General features: G+C 35.1%; 15 protein-coding genes. 8 read left to right on the forward strand and 7 right to left on the reverse strand.

Annotation, left to right across the window (positions count from 1 at the left end; all coding sequences use genetic code 11):
• Nucleotides 1-51: 51 nt before the first annotated feature.
• The 5 genes from pheT (at nucleotide 52) to rpsI (ending at nucleotide 5,864) form a co-directional block, all read left to right on the forward strand.
• Nucleotides 52-2,457, forward strand: coding sequence for a phenylalanine--tRNA ligase subunit beta (gene pheT, locus HMPREF1149_RS11125; protein WP_000961540.1), 2,406 nt, complete (start codon nucleotides 52-54; stop codon nucleotides 2,455-2,457).
• 249 nt (nucleotides 2,458-2,706) lie between these two features.
• Entirely contained in the window at nucleotides 2,707-3,600 is an 894-nt protein-coding gene (locus tag HMPREF1149_RS11130; protein WP_000895261.1) for an ABC transporter ATP-binding protein, read from the forward strand.
• Nucleotides 3,597-4,796, forward strand: a complete 1,200-nt coding sequence (locus HMPREF1149_RS11135; protein ID WP_001245400.1) for an ABC transporter permease — start codon at nucleotides 3,597-3,599, stop codon at nucleotides 4,794-4,796. The genes HMPREF1149_RS11130 and HMPREF1149_RS11135 overlap by 4 nt, the downstream gene beginning before the upstream one ends.
• A gap of 210 nt (nucleotides 4,797-5,006) precedes the next feature.
• Nucleotides 5,007-5,453: a 50S ribosomal protein L13 gene (gene rplM, locus HMPREF1149_RS11140; RefSeq protein WP_002876943.1), complete on the forward strand. Its 447-nt coding sequence runs from the start codon at nucleotides 5,007-5,009 to the stop codon at nucleotides 5,451-5,453.
• Nucleotides 5,454-5,471: 18 nt separating this feature from the next.
• Nucleotides 5,472-5,864, forward strand: coding sequence for a 30S ribosomal protein S9 (rpsI, locus tag HMPREF1149_RS11145; protein ID WP_000075973.1), 393 nt, complete (start codon nucleotides 5,472-5,474; stop codon nucleotides 5,862-5,864).
• Between the two features lie 106 nt (nucleotides 5,865-5,970).
• On the opposite strand, the gene HMPREF1149_RS11150 is transcribed toward rpsI, so the two are convergent.
• The 7 genes from HMPREF1149_RS11150 to HMPREF1149_RS11180 all read right to left on the reverse strand — a co-directional run bounded on the left by HMPREF1149_RS11150 (nucleotide 5,971) and on the right by HMPREF1149_RS11180 (nucleotide 10,862).
• A complete protein-coding gene (locus HMPREF1149_RS11150; RefSeq protein ID WP_000152012.1) occupies nucleotides 5,971-7,188 on the reverse strand; it encodes a site-specific integrase in 1,218 nt (405 codons plus the stop codon).
• A gap of 65 nt (nucleotides 7,189-7,253) precedes the next feature.
• The gene (locus tag HMPREF1149_RS11155; RefSeq protein ID WP_001196070.1) at nucleotides 7,254-7,517 is read right to left on the reverse strand and encodes a helix-turn-helix domain-containing protein; all 264 of its coding nucleotides are present in this window, start codon (nucleotides 7,515-7,517) and stop codon (nucleotides 7,254-7,256) included.
• A complete protein-coding gene (locus HMPREF1149_RS11160; RefSeq protein ID WP_001040712.1) occupies nucleotides 7,508-8,095 on the reverse strand; it encodes a replication protein in 588 nt (195 codons plus the stop codon). Before HMPREF1149_RS11160 ends, HMPREF1149_RS11155 begins: the two co-directional genes overlap by 10 nt.
• 131 nt (nucleotides 8,096-8,226) lie before the next feature.
• Nucleotides 8,227-8,841: a hypothetical protein gene (locus tag HMPREF1149_RS11165; RefSeq protein WP_000750667.1), complete on the reverse strand. Its 615-nt coding sequence runs from the start codon at nucleotides 8,839-8,841 to the stop codon at nucleotides 8,227-8,229.
• A gap of 3 nt (nucleotides 8,842-8,844) precedes the next feature.
• Nucleotides 8,845-9,921 (reverse strand): ATP-binding cassette domain-containing protein, encoded by a 1,077-nt coding sequence (locus HMPREF1149_RS11170; protein WP_000184726.1) that lies wholly within the window; start codon nucleotides 9,919-9,921, stop codon nucleotides 8,845-8,847.
• Nucleotides 9,921-10,235: a hypothetical protein gene (locus HMPREF1149_RS11175; protein WP_000857664.1), complete on the reverse strand. Its 315-nt coding sequence runs from the start codon at nucleotides 10,233-10,235 to the stop codon at nucleotides 9,921-9,923. Before HMPREF1149_RS11175 ends, HMPREF1149_RS11170 begins: the two co-directional genes overlap by 1 nt.
• Nucleotides 10,236-10,334: 99 nt before the next feature.
• A complete protein-coding gene (locus HMPREF1149_RS11180) occupies nucleotides 10,335-10,862 on the reverse strand; it encodes a hypothetical protein (protein WP_000221461.1) in 528 nt (175 codons plus the stop codon).
• A 279-nt stretch (nucleotides 10,863-11,141) separates the two neighbouring features.
• Between HMPREF1149_RS11180 and HMPREF1149_RS11185 the strand changes: the two genes are divergently transcribed.
• From HMPREF1149_RS11185 to HMPREF1149_RS11195, 3 genes are all read left to right on the forward strand, one after another.
• The gene (locus HMPREF1149_RS11185; protein WP_000576428.1) at nucleotides 11,142-12,464 is read left to right on the forward strand and encodes a hypothetical protein; all 1,323 of its coding nucleotides are present in this window, start codon (nucleotides 11,142-11,144) and stop codon (nucleotides 12,462-12,464) included.
• Between the two features lie 307 nt (nucleotides 12,465-12,771).
• The gene (locus tag HMPREF1149_RS11190; RefSeq protein WP_000185061.1) at nucleotides 12,772-16,254 is read left to right on the forward strand and encodes a hypothetical protein; all 3,483 of its coding nucleotides are present in this window, start codon (nucleotides 12,772-12,774) and stop codon (nucleotides 16,252-16,254) included.
• 2,000 nt (nucleotides 16,255-18,254) lie between these two features.
• Nucleotides 18,255-20,137: Ig-like domain-containing protein (locus tag HMPREF1149_RS11195; protein WP_000768553.1), on the forward strand; the 1,883-nt coding region annotated here is incomplete at its 3' end.

The raw sequence follows: 20,137 nt of genomic DNA on the forward strand, positions 1-20,137 counted from the left end.
AAAGAAAGGAATTGAAAAGGTCTTACTTGGTGAGATCTTACAATCAGAATTATGCTTGTATCTTATAAATGGTTAAAAGAATTGGTGGACATTGATGTGCCATCACAAGAGTTGGCTGAAAAAATGTCAACTACAGGGATCGAGGTCGAAGGTGTCGAATCACCGGCTGCCGGTCTCTCAAAAATTGTCGTCGGTGAAGTCTTGTCTTGCGAAGATGTGCCAGAAACACACTTGCATGTCTGTCAGGTTAACGTTGGTGAAGAAGAAGCCCGTCAGATCGTTTGTGGTGCCCCAAATGTGCGTACTGGTATCAAGGTCATGGTGGCTCTTCCAGGAGCTCGTATCGCGGACAATTACAAAATCAAAAAAGGGAAAATCCGTGGTTTAGAGTCTCTCGGAATGATCTGTTCACTTGGTGAATTGGGAATTTCTGACTCAGTTGTACCAAAGGAATTTGCAGATGGTATTCAAATCTTGCCAGAAGATGCAGTACCAGGTGAGGAAGTCTTTTCTTACCTAGACTTGGATGACGAAATCATCGAACTTTCTATCACGCCAAACCGTGCAGACGCTCTTTCTATGCGTGGAGTAGCGCACGAAGTAGCAGCCATCTATGACAAGGCCGTTAACTTTAAAGAATTTACTCTGACAGAAACAAATGAAGTTGCAGTAGACGCTCTTTCTGTAGGCATTGAGACAGACAAGGCGCCATACTATGCTGCCCGTATCTTGGACAATGTGACCATCGCACCAAGTCCACAGTGGTTGCAAAATCTCCTCATGAACGAAGGTATCCGTCCCATCAATAATGTGGTCGACGTGACCAACTATATCCTACTCTACTTTGGTCAGCCTATGCATGCCTTTGACTTGGATACCTTTGAAGGGGCTGACATCCGTGTGCGTGAAGCGCGTGCTGGTGAAAAGTTGGTGACCTTGGACGGTGAAGAACGTGAGTTGGAAACAAATGACTTAGTCATCACTGTGGCTGACAAACCAGTAGCCCTTGCAGGTGTCATGGGTGGAGAGGCTACAGAAATCTCTGAAAATTCTAGTCGCGTTGTGTTAGAAGCAGCTGTTTTCAATGGCACATCCATTCGTAAGACTAGCGGACGCCTTAACCTTCGTTCGGAATCATCTTCTCGTTTTGAAAAAGGGATTAATGTGGCAACAGTCGATGAGGCCTTGGATGCTGCAGCTAGCATGATTGCAGAACTTGCAGGTGCGACGGTGCGTAAGGGTATCGTTTCAGCAGGCCAGCTTGATACTTCTGATGTAGAAGTATCTTCAACTCTGGCTGATGTCAACCGTGTCCTTGGTACGGAACTTTCCTATGCTGATGTTGAAGATGTCTTCCGTCGTCTTGGATTTGGTCTTTCTGGAAATGAAGATAGCTTTACAGTTAGCGTTCCACGTCGTCGTTGGGATATTACCATCGAAGCAGACCTCTTTGAAGAAATCGCTCGTATCTATGGATATGACCGCTTGCCAACCAGTCTTCCAAAAGACGATGGTACAGCTGGTGAATTGACTGCGACACAAAAATTGCGTCGCCGAGTCCGTACGATCGCTGAAGGGGCAGGTTTGACAGAAATCATTACCTACGCTCTAACAACTCCTGAAAAAGCAGTTGAGTTCACGGCTCAACCAAGTAACCTTACAGAACTCATGTGGCCAATGACAGTGGACCGTTCTGTCCTCCGTCAAAATATGATCTCAGGTATCCTTGATACGGTGGCCTACAACGTGGCTCGTAAGAACAAAAACTTGGCACTTTACGAGATTGGAAAAGTCTTTGAACAAACAGGAAATCCAAAAGAAGAACTTCCAAACGAGATCAACAGCTTCGCCTTTGCCTTAACCGGATTGGTTGCAGAAAAAGACTTCCAAACAGCAGCAGTTCCAGTTGATTTCTTCTATGCTAAGGGAATCCTTGAAGCATTATTTACTCGCCTGGGACTTGAAGTGACTTATACAGCAACAGCTGAGATTGCTAGTCTTCACCCAGGACGTACAGCCGTGATTTCGCTCGGTGACCAAGTTCTTGGTTTCCTTGGCCAAGTGCATCCAGTCACTGCTAAGGCTTATGATATTCCAGAAACGTATGTAGCGGAGCTCAACCTTTCAGCCATCGAAACTGCCCTTAAACCAGCTACTCCATTTGTGGAAATCACCAAATTCCCAGCGGTTAGTCGTGATATTGCTCTACTTCTCAAGGCAGAAGTCACTCACCAAGAAGTTGTAGATGCTATCCGAGCTGCAGGCGTGAAACGTTTGACAGATATCAAACTCTTTGACGTCTTCTCAGGCGAAAAACTGGGAGTTGGCATGAAGTCAATGGCCTATAGCTTAACCTTCCAAAATCCAGAAGACAGCTTAACGGACGAAGAAGTCGCACGCTACATGGAGAAAATCCAAGCATCACTCGAAGAAAAAGTCAATGCAGAAGTACGTTAACTCATCAATCCATCCTTCGGGGTGGATTTTTAGTTTCAAAAGGACAGTTCAGAAGAGAAAAGCGATAGTTGAGGAGGAAGCCATCTCAGAAAGTCTTTAATGAGTTATACTAAAGATATCACTGAAGCACTTAAAATTTATTAGAGATAGGATACTTTTGCTACTTATAATCCGATAAAATGGACATAAATCGTTGTAAAGGCTATCAAAAAGGAGTATAATAAGTGCAACATATCTCGGAGGTGGAAAATGTTAGAAGTAAGAAATCTAGAGAAAAGTTTCGGTCCCAAGCAAGTCTTGTTTGGTGTCGATTTTCAGGCAAGTCCAGGAAGGATTCTGGGCTTGGTCGGGAAGAATGGTGCTGGGAAAACAACGATTTTCCACAGTATGTTGAAATTTTTAGAGTATCAAGGAGAGATCAGTCTGGATGGGCAGGAGATTCGTCAGGAAACCTATGCTCGGATTGGTTATCTGCCTGAGGAACGCAGCCTCATGCCCAAGTTGACAGTCCTTGAGCAAGTTCGTTACTTGGCGACTCTAAAAGGCATGGATGCTAAAGAAGTCAAGGAAAAACTCCCTCAATGGATGGAGAAATTGGAAGTGAAGGGGAAATTGACCGACAAAATCAAGAGCCTCTCCAAAGGGAATCAGCAGAAAATTCAGTTGATTATCACCCTAATCCATGAGCCAGACTTGATTATCTTGGATGAGCCTTTTAGTGGTTTGGATCCAGTCAATACTGAGTTGCTCAAGCAGGTCATCTTAAAAGAGAAAGAGCGCGGTGCAATCATTATCTTTTCTGACCATGTCATGACCAATGTTGAGGAACTTTGCGATGATATCCTGATGATTCGTGATGGGCGTGTGGTCTTGCATGGACCTGTTCAGGATGTCCGTAATCAATATGGGAAAACACGTCTTTTTGTTTCAAGTGAACAAAGCAAGGAAGAACTGGAAAACCTTCCTCATGTCAAACAGGTGAGCTTGACTAAGCAAGGCAGTTGGAAATTGATCCTCGATGATGAGAGTGCTGGAAGGGAACTCTTCCCCATCCTCACTCAAGGTCAATACATCGCGACCTTTGACCAACAAGCTCCAACAATCGATGAAATCTTTAAACTAGAATCAGGGGTGGAAGTATGAGAAATATGTGGGTTGTAATGAAGGAAACCTATCTTCGACATGTCAAGTCGTGGAGTTTCTTCTTTATGGTGATTTCACCGTTCCTCTTTTTAGGATTGTCTGTAGGAATCGGCTATCTCCAAAATTCTTCGATGGCTAAAAATAGCAAGGTAGCAGTAGTAACAACAGTGCCATCTGTAGCTGAGGGACTCAAGGGTACCAATGGCATCAACTTTGATTATAAGGATGAAGCTAGTGCCCAGGTTGCTATCAAGGATGAGAAAATCAAGGGTTACCTAACCATTGACCAAGAGGACAGTGTTCTCAAGGCCGTCTATCACGGTGAAACTTCTCTTGAAAGTGGCATCAAGCTGGCTATAACCAATAAGCTAAATGAACTGCAATATCAACTGAATCGTTCGGCGGCTAATTTGTCTCAAGAGCAGGAAAAATACTTGAGTCAAACTGTTGACTATACAGAGAAGATTGATGAAGCTAAAGAAAATAAAAAAACAGTGCAGAACATGGCGGCATTGGGCCTAGGATTTTTCCTTTATATGATCTTGATTACCTATGCTAGCGTCACTGCTCAGGAAGTAGCTAGCGAGAAAGGAACCAAAATCATGGAAGTGGTCTTCTCTAGTATTCAAGCTAGCCATTATTTCTACGCTCGTATGCTGGCTCTGCTCCTTGTGATTTTGACTCATATTGGAATTTACGTCGTGGGTGGACTTGCTGCCATTCTGCTCTTTAAAGACCTACCAATCTTGGCTCAATCTGGTATTTTAAATCATCTAGGAGATGCCTTCTCGCTCAATACCTTATTGTTTGTCTTGGTTAGTCTCTTTATGTATGTTGTTTTAGCAGCCTTTCTAGGTTCTATGGTTTCTCGTCCTGAGGATTCAGGGAAAGCCTTGTCACCATTGATGATCTTGATTATAGCAGGATTCGTTGGAGTGACTGCTCTAGGTGCTGCTGGTGACAATTTAGTTCTGAAAATTGGTTCCTATATTCCTTTCATCTCGACCTTCTTTATGCCATTTAGAGCTATAAATGGGTATGCAAGTGGTCTAGAAGCTTGGATTTCACTTGCTATAACGGTTGTTTTTGCAGTCATTGCAACAGCCTTTATCGGACGCATGTATGCTAGTCTAGTCCTTCAAACAGATGATTTGGGAATCTGGAAAACCTTTAAACGTGCCTTAGCTTATAAATAGGAGAGCCTCGCAAAAGCGAGGTTTTTCTAGATGTTAAACACTGAAATCGGCAAAAATATTTTTCATATCTATTGACTTTTAGTAGTAAAATTTGGTATGATAGTAGACGGTATTGTTTACCCCATTTGCAAGGCCCCGGAACCTTTCAAATACCCCGCGGACCGGAACATCCGCCCTGTAAACAAAAACGATATTCATATAGGAGAAATCATGAACAAAACTACATTCATGGCTAAACCAGGCCAAGTAGAACGCAAATGGTACGTTGTTGACGCAACTGATGTACCTCTTGGACGCCTTTCAGCAGTTGTTGCTAGCGTACTTCGCGGAAAAAACAAACCAACATTCACACCACATACTGATACAGGTGACTTCGTAATCGTTATCAATGCTGAAAAAGTTAAATTGACTGGTAAAAAAGCAACTGATAAGATCTACTACACTCACTCGAACCACCCAGGTGGATTGAAATCAATCTCTGCTGGTGAACTTCGTTCTAAAAATGCAGTACGTTTGATCGAAAAATCAGTTAAAGGTATGCTTCCACACAATACTCTTGGACGCGCTCAAGGTATGAAATTGAAAGTATTCGTTGGAGCTGAGCACACTCACGCTGCACAACAACCAGAAGTTCTTGATATTTCAGGACTTATCTAAGGAAAGGAACAATAAAGTATGTCACAAGCACAATATGCAGGTACTGGACGTCGTAAAAACGCTGTTGCACGCGTTCGCCTTGTTCCAGGAACTGGTAAAATCACTGTTAATAAAAAAGATGTTGAAGAGTACATCCCACACGCTGACCTTCGTCTCGTTATCAACCAACCATTCGCAGTTACTTCAACTGTAGGTTCATACGACGTTTTCGTTAACGTTGTAGGTGGTGGATACGCTGGTCAATCAGGAGCTATCCGTCACGGTATCGCTCGTGCCCTTCTTCAAGTAGACCCAGACTTCCGCGATTCATTGAAACGCGCAGGCCTTCTTACACGTGACTCACGTAAAGTTGAACGTAAGAAACCAGGTCTTAAGAAAGCTCGTAAAGCATCACAATTCTCAAAACGTTAATCAATACGATTATATCAACGTTTCAAAGCACTCAAGAGTTTACCTCATGGGTGCTTTTTTTATGTTTTTTGAAAAAGTTCACCTCAAAGTTTACCTTATTTTCACCTCATTGTTTTAGAGACTTTAAGGCAAATTCACCGACTGCCACAGGGACTACATTAGAAGTATTGACATAAATCTGTGTTGTACCTGTGTCGCTATGTGTTAGAGCTTCGGAAATAGCCTCTAAGCTCATTCCTGCCTGTTTAGCGAGTGTTGCTCCCGTATGACGTAGTTTATGTGGTGTAGCGTGTGTAAGCTCTGGGTGTCGCTTTCTGATAGTTTTCATCTTATTATTGAGATAGTCAGAGTGTAAAGGTTTATTGATATTTTCTCTGGTATCTATGTAAGTGAAGATGAATTGTTCTGGATTAGTGATGATACCAAACTTTGCTAGTTCATATTTTTGTTGTTTTTTCCATAAGGTTAGAAGTTGAAGCAAGTCGCTAGAAATAGAAAAGATAGTTTTTTTATTTCCTTTGGTAGATTTTACTTGTCCATATCTATCTAAAGCCTGAATTAACTGAATCTGAGATTTTGAAAAGTCGATATGTTTCCACTGGAGAGCATATGTTTCTGATTTTCTATCTCCAAGGAAAAAAGTGAGATAGAAAAGGACGTAATCTTTGAGTGATATTTTATCGTTTTCTAAATCTTCTTTAAAAGCTGAGAACCATTCTTGGAGTTGCTCATGAGTTAAATATAAATCTTCATCACGTTTTGATTCTGCAAGTTGAATTTTTTTAACAGCCTTAATTCGTCTTAAAGTTTTTGCAACTCTATTTGCTTCAATATATTCAAGTTCTTCTGCCCAATCAAAAATAGAAATAACGTAACTTCGTAAAGTTTTGAAGTTGGCATATTCGTTGGCTTTTGCCGTCATCAAATTTAGAATAACCTGTTTATTTTGGTTTAAAAATTGAATCGTATAGTTGCCAAGAAGTGGTAGTATATGCTTTTCAAAACATGTTTTGGTATTAGCAATTGTTGACCTGCTTGGTGGCTTCGAAGTAGATGTAGTTTGTCCTGCTTTATAGGATTCCCACCAAATATTAGTATAGAAGTCTGAGAAAAGAATATCTTCTTTGCCTAGTCCCGAAAACGCATTATCTTCAATTTGGTTTAACTTCGTAAGTAAGTCTATCTCTGCTTGTCGTGCCTCCTTTCTTGTTTTAAACCTTTTATCATAATAGTTATTATTAACGATGCCAAGAGGCATTCGTGCTTCTAATGGTATATAGACTTTTAAGCGGTAAGTTCCGTTTTTTGTCTTACCGATAGTCATGATATTCTCCTTTATATCGAACCAGAAAATATCATGACCATTATAAAATAAAAATCTTGATTTTTCTAGTTGTTACTGTTTAGCCAGCGGTCAATAGATTCTTTGTGGAATCGAATTGTTTTTCCAATTTTGATGGATGGAAGCCCCTTTTGAATCCATGAATCAAGAGTGTTGTTGGAAATTCCTAAATAGTCGCAAGTCTGTTGTTTGTTCAAATAGGGACAACTTAAAGGATTTTTTTCTAATTGTTGTTTAATTTCTTTTTGAATAAGATTGGATAGTAATAGTTGAATTTGGTGAATTTGCTCATCTGGTAGGATTACTTGCATTCGTTATCCTCCTTCCCATATCTAGAATGACGGCGTGAGTCCAGATATTTTGCAAAGAAGTAAGTTTTATCCATAACTAAACTTAGCAACTGCTGATTTTCTTTTCTAGCGTATCTTACTAAGTTGTTAAATTCTGTAAAATTATGTTCTTCTATCATATCAATTACCATTAAAAGAAATTCGTCACTGTTGTTGCTGATAAGAAATTTATCTAGCTCAAAGCCACAACCAGTTTCAATTTGATTGATATCGTACAGAGTCTTTTCAGGATTTTCTGCATGAGTGAAGTAGTCATACATTCCTTTAGGAGACATAACAGGTTCTACATGGGCCGGTGTATTGAGGTTCTTAATTAGTAATTCGGAAACTTGAGAATAGCTTTTGAGTGAATCAAAATATAATGCTCCATGCTTGTGAGCTTTTTTAAATTCTCCCGTTTCCTTGTTGATGTCTTTGTCGTGCCATGGACTGAGAACAAAGGGGATATGCATGTTCTCTAAAACATCCAGATAATGCTCAGGGGCACTTTCCTGATAAAGAAGGAAAGCCCACTTGTTCGAGCGTTTTTCTTTAGCCATTTATTTCCTTTCTATGATTGATGATTATTGGTGTAATGGGGGTCGTAGTAACCCCATTACACGTGAATAGATGATTTTGAAAATACGGGGCTATTGGCTTTCACTATGTGAGCCAAGCCCCATATTTTCCTTTATCTCTTAGTTCCTGTAAACCAAAGTGTATTACCTTTTCGATGGGGTGAAGAAAAATAATAGTGTGGATTTCTGTTTGAAATTTCTTCCTTGATATCATCTTCCATTTCTTTCAGTAACTTCTGAGCCTGTTGAGTTCTTGGAATGGCAAGTAAGACAGTGACGTTTTCTTTTCTTACATCTACTGTACACCCTAAGACAGAGTGATTGAAACTTTTTAAAATGGGGTTGATGCGAGTAACGGTCTGATTCTCAATTGTATTCATTGATTCATATTGTTCATCTTGCTTCAGAAATTGTCTCATTCTAGAAGTCTGGTAAATAGACTTGAAATAATTCCATAATGAATCTTTTAAAAATCTTTGAACTAACTCAATGCTAACCAAAAGAGTAGGAATGAGAATAAGGCAGAATGACAATAGTTGAATGTAATGTTCAAGAGCAGTCAACTTATCTAGTATTGTTGTAAAAAGTCCTTGCATTTCAGAGAGTTTAGTGGTTTCTAACATTTGAATAAGTAAGTTGATTCCAATCTTAAAGAGAAAGCTAAGCAACGCAAGGATTATTAAGTTCGCATTTAGGTTGTAAGTCGTTTGAAAGAAAGTTTTTTTCATAGGTTACAGAATGCCTTTCTTTGTATAATAGGTAGGACAAAGGAGAGGTAAAACTTGATAAGGATGTTCATTATCAATAATCTGAATAAGTCCAGTTCCTTTTCCAATAGGGATAACAATGCCTTCAGGGTCTAAATCAGGGAATAGAAATTGCGTTGTCTTCTTGTTGATATTACCAATTTGAATTAAGACATTTAATTGTTCCCGAACAGAAATTGGGATAGATGTATGGTCGAAACGCTGACTGACTAGAAAAAGATGGACTTTTGTAGCTCGCCCAAGCAAAGCAATTTGAGATAGAAGCGAAAAGAAAGAGTCCTTGATGGTTTTATTGACTCCCTCGGTTAATGCAAGTACTTCATCAATGACGATAGTTAAATGTTCAAATGGATGGTCTGGCTTATCATAGAGAATTTCCTGTCTCTGTTGAATAAGATTCAAGCAGGCGCTTAGGTTCTCATTGATTTCTGAAACAAAGTCTGATTTAGAGCGATTTTTCTGAGGGTGTAGAACGGCAATTCCATTTTCACGAGCCCAACGGCTAGGCGTATCAAATTTAGGGTCTACAATAATCAAGTCAGAAATATTTTTGAGCATATTGAGAAAATAGGTTAGAGCATAAGATTTACCTGATCCGCTGTTCCCAGCGATAGCCATAGAAGTTACTTTGTTAAAGTCAAGAGTAAGATTTTTCATGATGGGAATAAGATTTCCCTTCTGTTTTGTCGTGAATTCATCCAGATCAGGAATCACTAGGCGTTCAGAAACGCCTGCTGTCCAAGGGAAGAAGAGCCCACGCTGGACATGAATATCATTTGTATCTAGTGCCATAAAATAGGCTGAATTTTGTTTGAGAAGAGTGAAGCGAGGATAAAGAGCAGCATTCGCAATCAGGAAAATTTTCTGATAGAGTTCATCATCAATGATATAACCAGCTGGCAAACGAGGAAGAAAGAGGAACCCTTCGTCCATAATTTTGCAGTCAAAGCTATTAGTATAGCTGGTTTCTCCTTGCATAATGCTCCCAAGTCCCATATTGAGGCTTTGGAGCAGATATTGTCCCAGTTCTCTATTCGTCATTATTTGACCTCCTTGAGATTGTCAGCTTTGAAGTAGACGTTAAAGCCAACTTCGCAGGCTTGAAGATTATCAAACTGTACCAATGCCATATAAGATGGTAGCTCCACTTCGGATTCAAATTTGACGGTAAAGGGCGGAAGTCCTTTTTGTGAGAACCAAGCTTTATAAGCAATGATTTCACCTGTTGGTTGGCCGTCTTCAAATTTAATTTGTGCTTCTAGTTCGGTGCTCAAGCAGAGAATGCCCTGCTTGTTGTCAATATATTCGTTAGCAGTATTGACTGAGTAGCCACCTTTGCGATTGCGTGTTTTCATTAGATTTACCTCGTATTTGATTATTTGTCTTAGCTAAGAACAATCTTAGTTTAACGTAATTTCATGAAGTAGACTGTCAGTTTTTATGACAGTCTATCTTTAAAATTGTGATATGAGGCAGGCAAATTCAGATAACCAATCAGTTATTTTTTCAGCAATTTGATAGGATGTTTCTTCTTCTGGAAAATCTGAAATAAAGCTTGATAAGGAGTCTAGAAAAATTTTTTTATTTTTTTCAATGATTTGCGATACTTCTTTCTTTGAGACATTGGAAAATTTTTTTGCTATTAACTTTTTTAGAAAAGTATTTTCAAAAGTAGGATCTATCAAAATTGTAGATATTATATTTTCAATAAGTAGTAGTTCGAATTCAATACTCGGGAAAAATAATTCCCTAGGATTTTTATAATCTAAACTGGTCTGAAAAGCTAACGAAGCATTAAAACTAATATTTCTTTTTCCCTTTAGAATTTGTCCAACTGTTGTTTCGGATAATAACTCAACTTCCCCCTCAGCTGTTTCATATCCAATTTGATTTTGTAACATTTCTCGCTCATTAAGTATTCTCTTGAGCTCTATACCTAACAGTTTGCAATATAATTCCTCTATTACACTTTTATATGTCATTTTACTTCCTTTCCGTCCTTGGACGGAATAGAAACACAGTCGTTTACCGAGCTAAGTATGAAAAAAACACACCAAAGAAACAGTGAAACATTTGACATAGCGAATACCTGAAGATGTAGCTATGTTCTGAGTTTCAATCCGTCCTTTGGTGCACCTTTGGACTTCATAATTTTCCATTGAAATAGGGATAATTACATTATAAAGTTAAAAACGTGGTATAATTAAGGTGATTTTTATAAAATAACAACTAAAAAACACCACGTTATAAAAAGGAAGAGTATGATTTTTAAAAGGACAAAGAAGTATTTTATCGATTGTGCTTCATTGAGGCTAGATTCTAAAATTAAAATTATAAATGAGGAACGTAAGTCAAGGGCTTCAACAGAGTATTACTGGTATACAGGTCAAGAAAGGAAAATAAATAAGAAATATAAAAAACTTACGAATAGAGAGATTTCTTCAAGCAATTCTCCGTTAATTAGCCTTATTAGAAGAGGGATGGTAACCTCAAAGAATCCATATCTTTATACTCCTAATGCAATAGAAGATGTTTTGAACAATTGTAAGTTGGATGAATATGGCACAAAATTAGGTTTAGTTAGTAATGAAAAAAAGAAATATATAGCGCGTAATATAATGTTTAAATCTTATGATGAAATTTGCTTTGGTGATCGTTCCGAACATTGGAAACTTAAATCCTTCCTATCATCTATTATTATTTTAGATATTCTTTTTGAGTCGTATGATGACAATCTATGGAGAATAGTTTTGGGTTATATGCCACTTAATATTGAATTCGAAAAAATAAGATTAGAGGTTGTTGATGTTCAAAAAGTATATGGGATACTTTTTGAAGAGCATTATGAATTATTTATGACAGGTATTTTTCGGGCTACAGAAAAAGTTCTTAATATTAGTACCTTATTTTGGGAATTTTATGAAGAACGTGTAAAAAATGATTCAAAAAACATCAATAAAATAGCATTTATTGATGTTTATCTGAATGAATTTTACAATGAAATTTTAAAGAAAAAAATAGATAAATTCATTAATGATGGCAGTTATTACGGCTATAAAGAAAAATATATTCATGAAAATAGTACTTATCAAAGTTTAGAATCAATAATTTCAATTCAACAGGAGATGCGTTTGTACCAAGGTGATATGGAATCGGTTGAAATTAGAAAAAAATATGGTAATAAAGTATGGAATGATAATGTGTTAAACGGTCTAAATAAGGATAACATTAATAACGTTCTGAGTAAGTATACTGATGAATATTTAGATTATGAAGATATAGATGTCATATACGCAACATATATATTAGAACTGACAGAAAAATTACTTCATTTAATGAGTAGTTTCCAAAGTTTTAGAGAAGAAAATTCTCATTGGCAAGGTAATTATTTAGGTTATGTCAAAAAATACCAATATGGCAATGAGATCTTAGAATATATACAAACAGGAGATAAAGAGCTCCTGAGACCTTTGATTTATAAAAGCTTACAATATGGAAACAATGGATTTGCAAGAGAAAGATATTTTATAAAAAGACATCCAGATAGCTATTTAGCTCGAGAAGTAAGAAAATTTCATGAATAATTATGTCCAATATGTTTATAGAAAACAATAAAATTGCCTATTTAACTCTCTAGACAGAAACTAAACATATGTTTTAGGTTACCAATATCATAGTAATTACAGGATTTATTAGTATAAAAAATAATAATTATAATGTATTAAGAAATTAGATAAGGTTTTTAACTGGAAATAAATTGACGGCTAATTTAAGAAGTTGTATAATTCTAAGGAATTTAATTTATTCGCAGATAGATGTTTAGAAAGCTAGATTTCTTTCAACATTCTGATTACATTTGGGAGATAAAATTGATAGCCTATGAGGAAAAATATGACTAACTCTTTTTTATTAGAATATGACATTGAATCTTTATCTAAAGTTATCTACTCTATTACTTCATGGTTTCCAAATAGGAGATTTTTAGGAATAGTAGATAAATTGAATAGAGATTTTATTAATAATGAAAGTAAGACTTTAGGGACTACTAAAATAGATTCATACAGCAAATTTGTAGACTTTTATAAAAAAGCAATTGAGTATTATATACCTGAATACCCAAAAGAAGATTTCCCTATTGATACTGGAAATGTAAGGTTCTATTCAAATGATAGATTTCATAAAATATTTATAGGAAATGGCAATGAAGATACTTATGAAACTTCATTTGTAATAGAATCTTTAGTGCATGATTTTAAGCAATTCAAAGAAATATGGTATGAGATACTTGAATATGAAGATTTAATTATTTCATCCTTAGAACCATTTAAAAGTGAGTTTACTCAAGAAAACTTTGAATGTCCACCTGAGAGTTATTTCAATTTTATATATCAAAATCATGAGCTTTTTTATGATAACGAACTTGCCCAGTATTTCAAAACATTCAAAAGTAATAATGCTGAGTTATATCCATTATTTACTCCTATTAATAACTTTCCCATATTTTTACCAGTTATGAAAGATTGTTTTATGGAGAGAATAGAAAGCGAAATAGAGGAATCAAAGTTTGAAGAATCTATTTGGTTAAGCTTCTGGAGCAGACTAAATTGTAATTTTACAAAATTCTTTGAACGAGAAGGAAATTCATTTTATAATCTGAGGTTAATTAACAAAGAGGCTAAAGAAAAGATTGATTTAAAAAATACATTGGCATTTTTAAATGAAGATAAATTAATTGTTTTAGAGCCAAGCCAAAATAAAATTTCAGATCACTTAAAAAAAGGAATTATTGATAATACTTACCAGATAGCAGGTCTTTGTCAAGATGGAGAAGTTAGAGGATTTGAGTTTAAGTCCCAGAGCAATATTATTTTTGTTGGAGTTGACACCAAGAGTATATCTCCAAATATCACTAAAACATTCGTATTTGGAGATGATGATGAATATGTATTAAATGCAAGTAGTATTATAGGAATAATTAACAATGCGAATTCAATAAAAGAAATCGTTGATTTTTTTATAGCTTATAACAATAATCAAGATAGAATTATGTCTTTCTCCAATGGAGATGCTTTATTTCGAATGTGGCAATCATCAAATCAGATGATTAATGATGGTGCTTTGAATGTAAATATGGCTTTCTTACCCTATGAAAGTGTTCATTATAATATGGAAACGTTTGATAAAATTGTATTAAACTATCCATTTGAAATAGGGGGAGAGTTTTATAATATTCATGGTTGGAAAATAGTTGATAGGGAACAAACTGATTTGTCACTTATTTCAAAAGCTCATCTTGGATCAATTGATATATTTTCAGAGAATCATAAAAGAATTATATATCGGGAGTTACATTTTATTTTAGAAGATATAAATATCTATGATTACGAACAAATAAAATCTTTTAACGAAATTGTTTTAAATGCTTTATGTCATAATAAAGAAGTAATTTTATCAAACTATGAAAAAGAAACTATGGAGATTAATTTAGTATCTAAGTCTGTGCTTGATAGAAATGCTAATTCTAGATGTCCGATACAAGAAACGAACTATTTTAATAAAATAGTTTTTGTTAAAAATTCCAAATATCAGATAACTTTATTAGCTCCTAGATGGAATAAAATATTTGCTGATAATCTTTCCAAATCAACATTGGAATTTGAAAATACAATTCTAATAAATTTACTAGACGGTTTCCTTTTTAAGGATAGAGTTTTGTTATTTGAAAAAATTAAAGAAACAGACAATGAGAAACGAACTTCAAGCTTATTTGAAGTTAGGGTTGAATATTTTATTCAGCCTCATTTAGAATTCTCAGCTCCTAAAAACTATTCTTTTAAAAGAGTCAGGAAAAGTATTGCTAACATCATTAAAGAACTTGGATTAGAGCCAGGTATATATTGTGAATCAGACATAGTTGCTATCGTAAGATGTTTTAGAAATAAAATACGCGAAGACTTAGTTTCTATGATGTCATTGTATAATCAGTATGACTTGATACTTAAACTACAAAATATATTATCTTTAATTATTTTTAATATTGATATCCACCGCAGAAGATTAACTACATTTTCAGATAACGGAAATCTTCAAACTGTTAAATTAAATAAATTTCGAGAACAAACGATTGATTTACGTGAAGAGGCCCGCGTTTATAAACCAATATTAGAATATCTTATTGAAGAGAATTTAGTAACAGAAAGGGATGATGACGCATTAATTCCAAGTGATGATATTGTTGATGAATTGATTGCTTATGGGAAATACATATTAGATTTTCAACTTCTTTCTGATGCCTATTCGTATGGTGCTAGCAATTGGTTTCAGTTAGAGATTGAAGATAATTATGTTGTAGATATTTCAGAAACGGAAAAGTACTTACAATTTGTTGATGAAATGATAGAAATCAAGTATAAATATGGTGAATACGCAAGTAGAGATAAGGAAATTGACAATAATATAATTGATCTGGTTAAGAAATCGTTCTTTCAAGATACGAAAGTTGATTTTGATTCTTTTATTTGTTTCCTCTCCATATTTTCAAGTAATAGTCATATTTTAAAATTAAAAAATCAAAAATTACTGACTGTAAAAGGAAATGTTGTAACAGGTAAAATAGAAGATTTGGCTAAATATTTTGAAGAGAATTCGGACTATTCAATTGAAATCTTTTATGGTGTTTTGAAATTCTTAGTTATAGAAAAGAAGAAAATTACTACTAATGGAGTAATTCCAATATGGGAGAAAAAGAAAAGAGATAATAAATTTTCTGCTAAACCTATTATTGTTAATCATAATAGCATTATTTTTTCACCTATTATTCTTGATAGGTTGGCAAAAGATTGGACAGAGGGAATGATGAACTTCATTTTACCATATGATATTGGTATGCAAAATACGCTAAATACAATAAATAGTTGGAAAAAATTTTACGAACAACAGATAGTCCAAAATCTTAAGGGCTTATTTAAAGATAATAGGTACGTTACTCATATTGATCAAGAATTATATAAATTAGATATTAAAGGAAATCATCCTAGAAATTTAGGAGATTACGACCTAATTGTGATAGACAATAAGCTGAAAGAAATATTATTATTTGAAGTTAAATATATGCGTTTAAGTCAGACTATGAAAGATAGTATGGGTGATCAAAAAGAATACTTTTTTGGGGGAAAGGCCAAAGGACTAAAGTTCAAACGGCGAGTAGAGTATTTTGAAGAGAATCTAGATGTAATTTGTAGAAATATCGGATTAGAAGAGAGATACTCATTAAAATCATATTTCATTACAAATAAACTAATAAAATCAAACTTTGTGGAATTTCCATTTGAAATTATTAGTTTTAATGAATTTAAATCTCTCAATAATAATTGAATTTCTTTATAAAATTTGAACAGGTTATCAAAGTATTCATTTTCTAAAATTGATAAAAGAGATTTTGTATATATTAACTTCTAAATTTATTTCTCATAAAATGTAGTCATTTGGTTGATTTTTACAGTAACACATCGAAATTCTAAATTTCAAAAATCACTTTAAATCAATATTTTTCGTCATAACTGACGAGTAGTGAATGTCTGCTTGACTTCTGTCTGTAAAAACCAAATAAGGTAAACTTTTGATATTCTGGTTCGATTTTTACTTATTTTTGACGAAAATTTACCTTATTTTGATGCAATTGATTGAAATTAGTTGAAATTTTATTTTCTGAAAACTAGTGAGAACATTGATTTTAAAGAATTTTGAAATTAGATGAAATAAGTGATGCCCCAACCAGGTCTTAAGAAAGCTCGTAAAGCATCACAATTTAGTAAACGTTAATTCGAAAGAATTACTATACTTACAGAGAGCACCTTTCGAGGTGTTCTTTTTGATTTCTAGAACATCAATAATATAATAAAAGTAATAGTTCAGGCACGGCATGATGGTACTCTTATGGGGAATTATTAAATTTGAGATATTTCAGAAATCTGAGAAGAATTTTATGTCTTTATAAAATCTTGAACAAGCTACTATAGGGCATGATACTATAATAAATTGATTAAAATAAGACTAAAAGGATGTAATACTATACGGAACTAAATCCTTGGATAAATTATTTTGGAGCCGATACACGACGAGAACTTCGCAAAGAATTCATACTACCCTTTTGAACAATGAAAAGATGAAACGTTTCTAGTTCCCTATTTCTGAGGTAGTTCCTATGAAATTGCCACCTTATAAACCGAGACGGTTTATTTATGGTATCTCTCTATTTCTTATCTATACTCGTTTAGAAGTTCCCTTGAATAAGTCTTCTCACTTTCGATTCTTTAGCCTTTTTCAGAGAATAGATGCGACTTTTAACAATAAGTTATGAATTTATCTAAGCAGAAATCATTGACGGGTTGATTCTATTGACATTCTAAATGTTCATACCTAGCATAATTTAAGGATATCCTGAATTGTAAAGGTTTTCACTAGGCGGTTGCCATGTTGAAATTAAATTTAAATGGTTTAACATCTGTGATAGCAGAAAAATGACCTTGAGATATTTGATTTAAGGAAAAGCTATACTTTAGTAATGGGGCATTAAGCTAATAGTTCTAGTCCGATGATTCTTTACTTTCTCTTTATAAACTTCCCCATTCTATTTCTTTTATATACTGTTCAATAACATGAGTTAGTTCTTGTTTTATATTTTTTTAATCTATATAATCCAAGAACTTTACAAATTCGTGAGAGATCTTTTTAGATTAATAGTATCTACTGGATTCCTCAGATGGCCTTATATTTTTAATATTAGGTCTGATTGCTTTCAGTAAGTGGGCATCCACAATCATAGTTCTAGTATATAAGACCTCTCCTTTAAAGTAAGAGCTGTGTTTATTTAGAAGTGCTTTGGCGATTTATTAGAACGGTTAATGATAATATAATCCTTCTTTGCTTTTAAAGTGATTGATTTATCACATATTATTTATTTGATTCATATTTCAGAGGAGAGAAAATCAATGATAAGTAAAGGCGGTTGATAAAGTTAAGATAGTACATATTTCATTGTAAGACGATTTTAGTTATTTTTATATAAGCTGAATACCTTGTATTGATCCAAGTGGAAGCTAGTCTATTAATTTATGCAAATTACTAGACTATAATCAGTAATTATCGTATAATAGAAGTGATATTTTGCTATATTTCTACACTGACTAAGGGTAGTGATATCTTTGCTAAAGATTAAAAATAGCTCTTGAACAAAATCAATATCGTAATTGCATCATTTCTGCATAAATCATGCAGATATTGTATCAATAAATCTTACGATTGAAAGGGGTGTTGCTTATTAAGGGAGATAATACACTGTTCAATTCATTTTAATTATTTAGAAAGGAAAAATCATGAAATTAAAAAAATTGTGGCTCTATATTTTAACGCCACTTCTAGTTTTGTTTGGCTCGATAGCTCTATCGAATCCAGTACAGGCGCAAGATTTGACAGATAAGGTTACATTATCAAATGTTGAAATACGTACTTCGGATACAGGCTCAGCTGATCCAACTTTTTGGCATTCTAATGGTCAAAAAGAGGTACGAGTTCTCTATTATGGAGAGTACAGTTTCCCTAATTTAGGTGCAGGAGAGATAAAGAATGGTGATTATTTTACCGTAAAAGCTCCAGATGGTCTAGATTTAGTTGACGCGACATTTGAATTAAAGGATAGTGTAAGTGGAGAGGTACTAGGGCAAGTTACAGCAAGTAGTGCTACGAAGACAATAACCTTTACATTTAATGAAAAAGCTGAAGGTAAACAAAATATCAAGGGAACTTTTAATACTACTTCAATAGCGAAAACGACTGGAGAAGTGAATAAAGTTACGTATCATTTGCCTGGAGGAAAAGATCAAACAATTACCTTTAAACCTTATGGCAGTGATAGCCAAGATGTACCAGTTGAAGGCGAAATCGGTTATAAGGGTGGTTGGACAAATTCTACTTCCGATCACATGTCATGGTGGATGCGAATCAATCGTGCTGGTGAAAATTTAACTGGAAAAGTTGTCAAGATAAATGATAGCATTGACACCAGTAAGGGGTCTCTAGCAACTTATCTTGTGGATAGTTTTAAGTTCTTTGAAGCAGAATATAAAACAAAAGACACTAGCAACGCAGATGTTGTTTCCTCTGGTCATCAATATAAGGTTACGACAGATCCAGCGGTTTATCAAGCAAATCCAGATGATACGGCACTATTAACCCTAAAAAATGGTGGTACTTCATTTGAACTTTTATTGCCAACCAATACAGGGACCAAAACTTTACGTTTAGAGTATAGTACAACTAATCCTGCAGATGGAACGGAAGTCGTTAACAGTGCAGGGATAACTTATGATGGTGTCCCTCAGAAAAGTTGGAAATCTTGGGATGGAAAAGATACTGGTAGTACAACTATAAAGTCTAGTGTTAAATCCGTTAAAGGAGCTGGTGCAACTGTTACAGCGGATCTTGCTGGTAAAATCAAAATCACCAAGTATGATGAGGCAGATGCTACTGTGAAGTTAAGTGGTGTTGTCTTTGAAATTCTTAAGAAGAGTGATAGAACGAAAGTTGCTGAAATTACGACAGATGAACATGGCGTTGCCCTTTCTCCAGTTCTCTTAGATGGTCAATACATTGTAAAAGAAAAAGCACCCAAGTCAGGTTATGTTGCAAATAGTCAAGAGTTTGAAGTAGAGATGAAAAAAGAGGGAGTTCCTTTAAATATCTCCAACAAACGTGAGACAGTTGACTTTGAAGCTACTAAGACTTGGGTAGGTGGGAAAGCCGCAGATTATAAGAAAGTTAAGCTCGGTTTGTATGTCCATAAAGAAGGACAGACTATTGAGGACTCTAAACCTGTTTCTGGTAGCTATACTCCAGAAGTGACAGAATCCAATGGTGTTTATACTTACAAGTGGGCGAAACAACTTCCTAAGTATGATGTTGATGGAACAAAACTAATCTATTCTGTTCGCGAGCTTCAAGATACTACTGAACTTCCTTTGAAAGAAGGAGAGAAAGTCGCATCTAACGATCATAACTACGTCGTCTCTTACAATGCAGACAAGACACAAGTAACCAACACTTATGAGGTTCCAAAAACAAAAGTAACTGCTAATAAAGTCTGGACTGGTGGAACAGATAGTGTTCGCCCAAGTCTCTTCTTTAAATTGTATCGTACTCTAGAGGGCGGTACTGCAGAAGCAGTTACAGATGCTGACCAAAAAGAAGTACCTAAGACAGA

This window comes from Streptococcus sp. BS35b (genome assembly GCF_000286475.1).
Lineage (GTDB): Bacteria > Bacillota > Bacilli > Lactobacillales > Streptococcaceae > Streptococcus > Streptococcus oralis_W.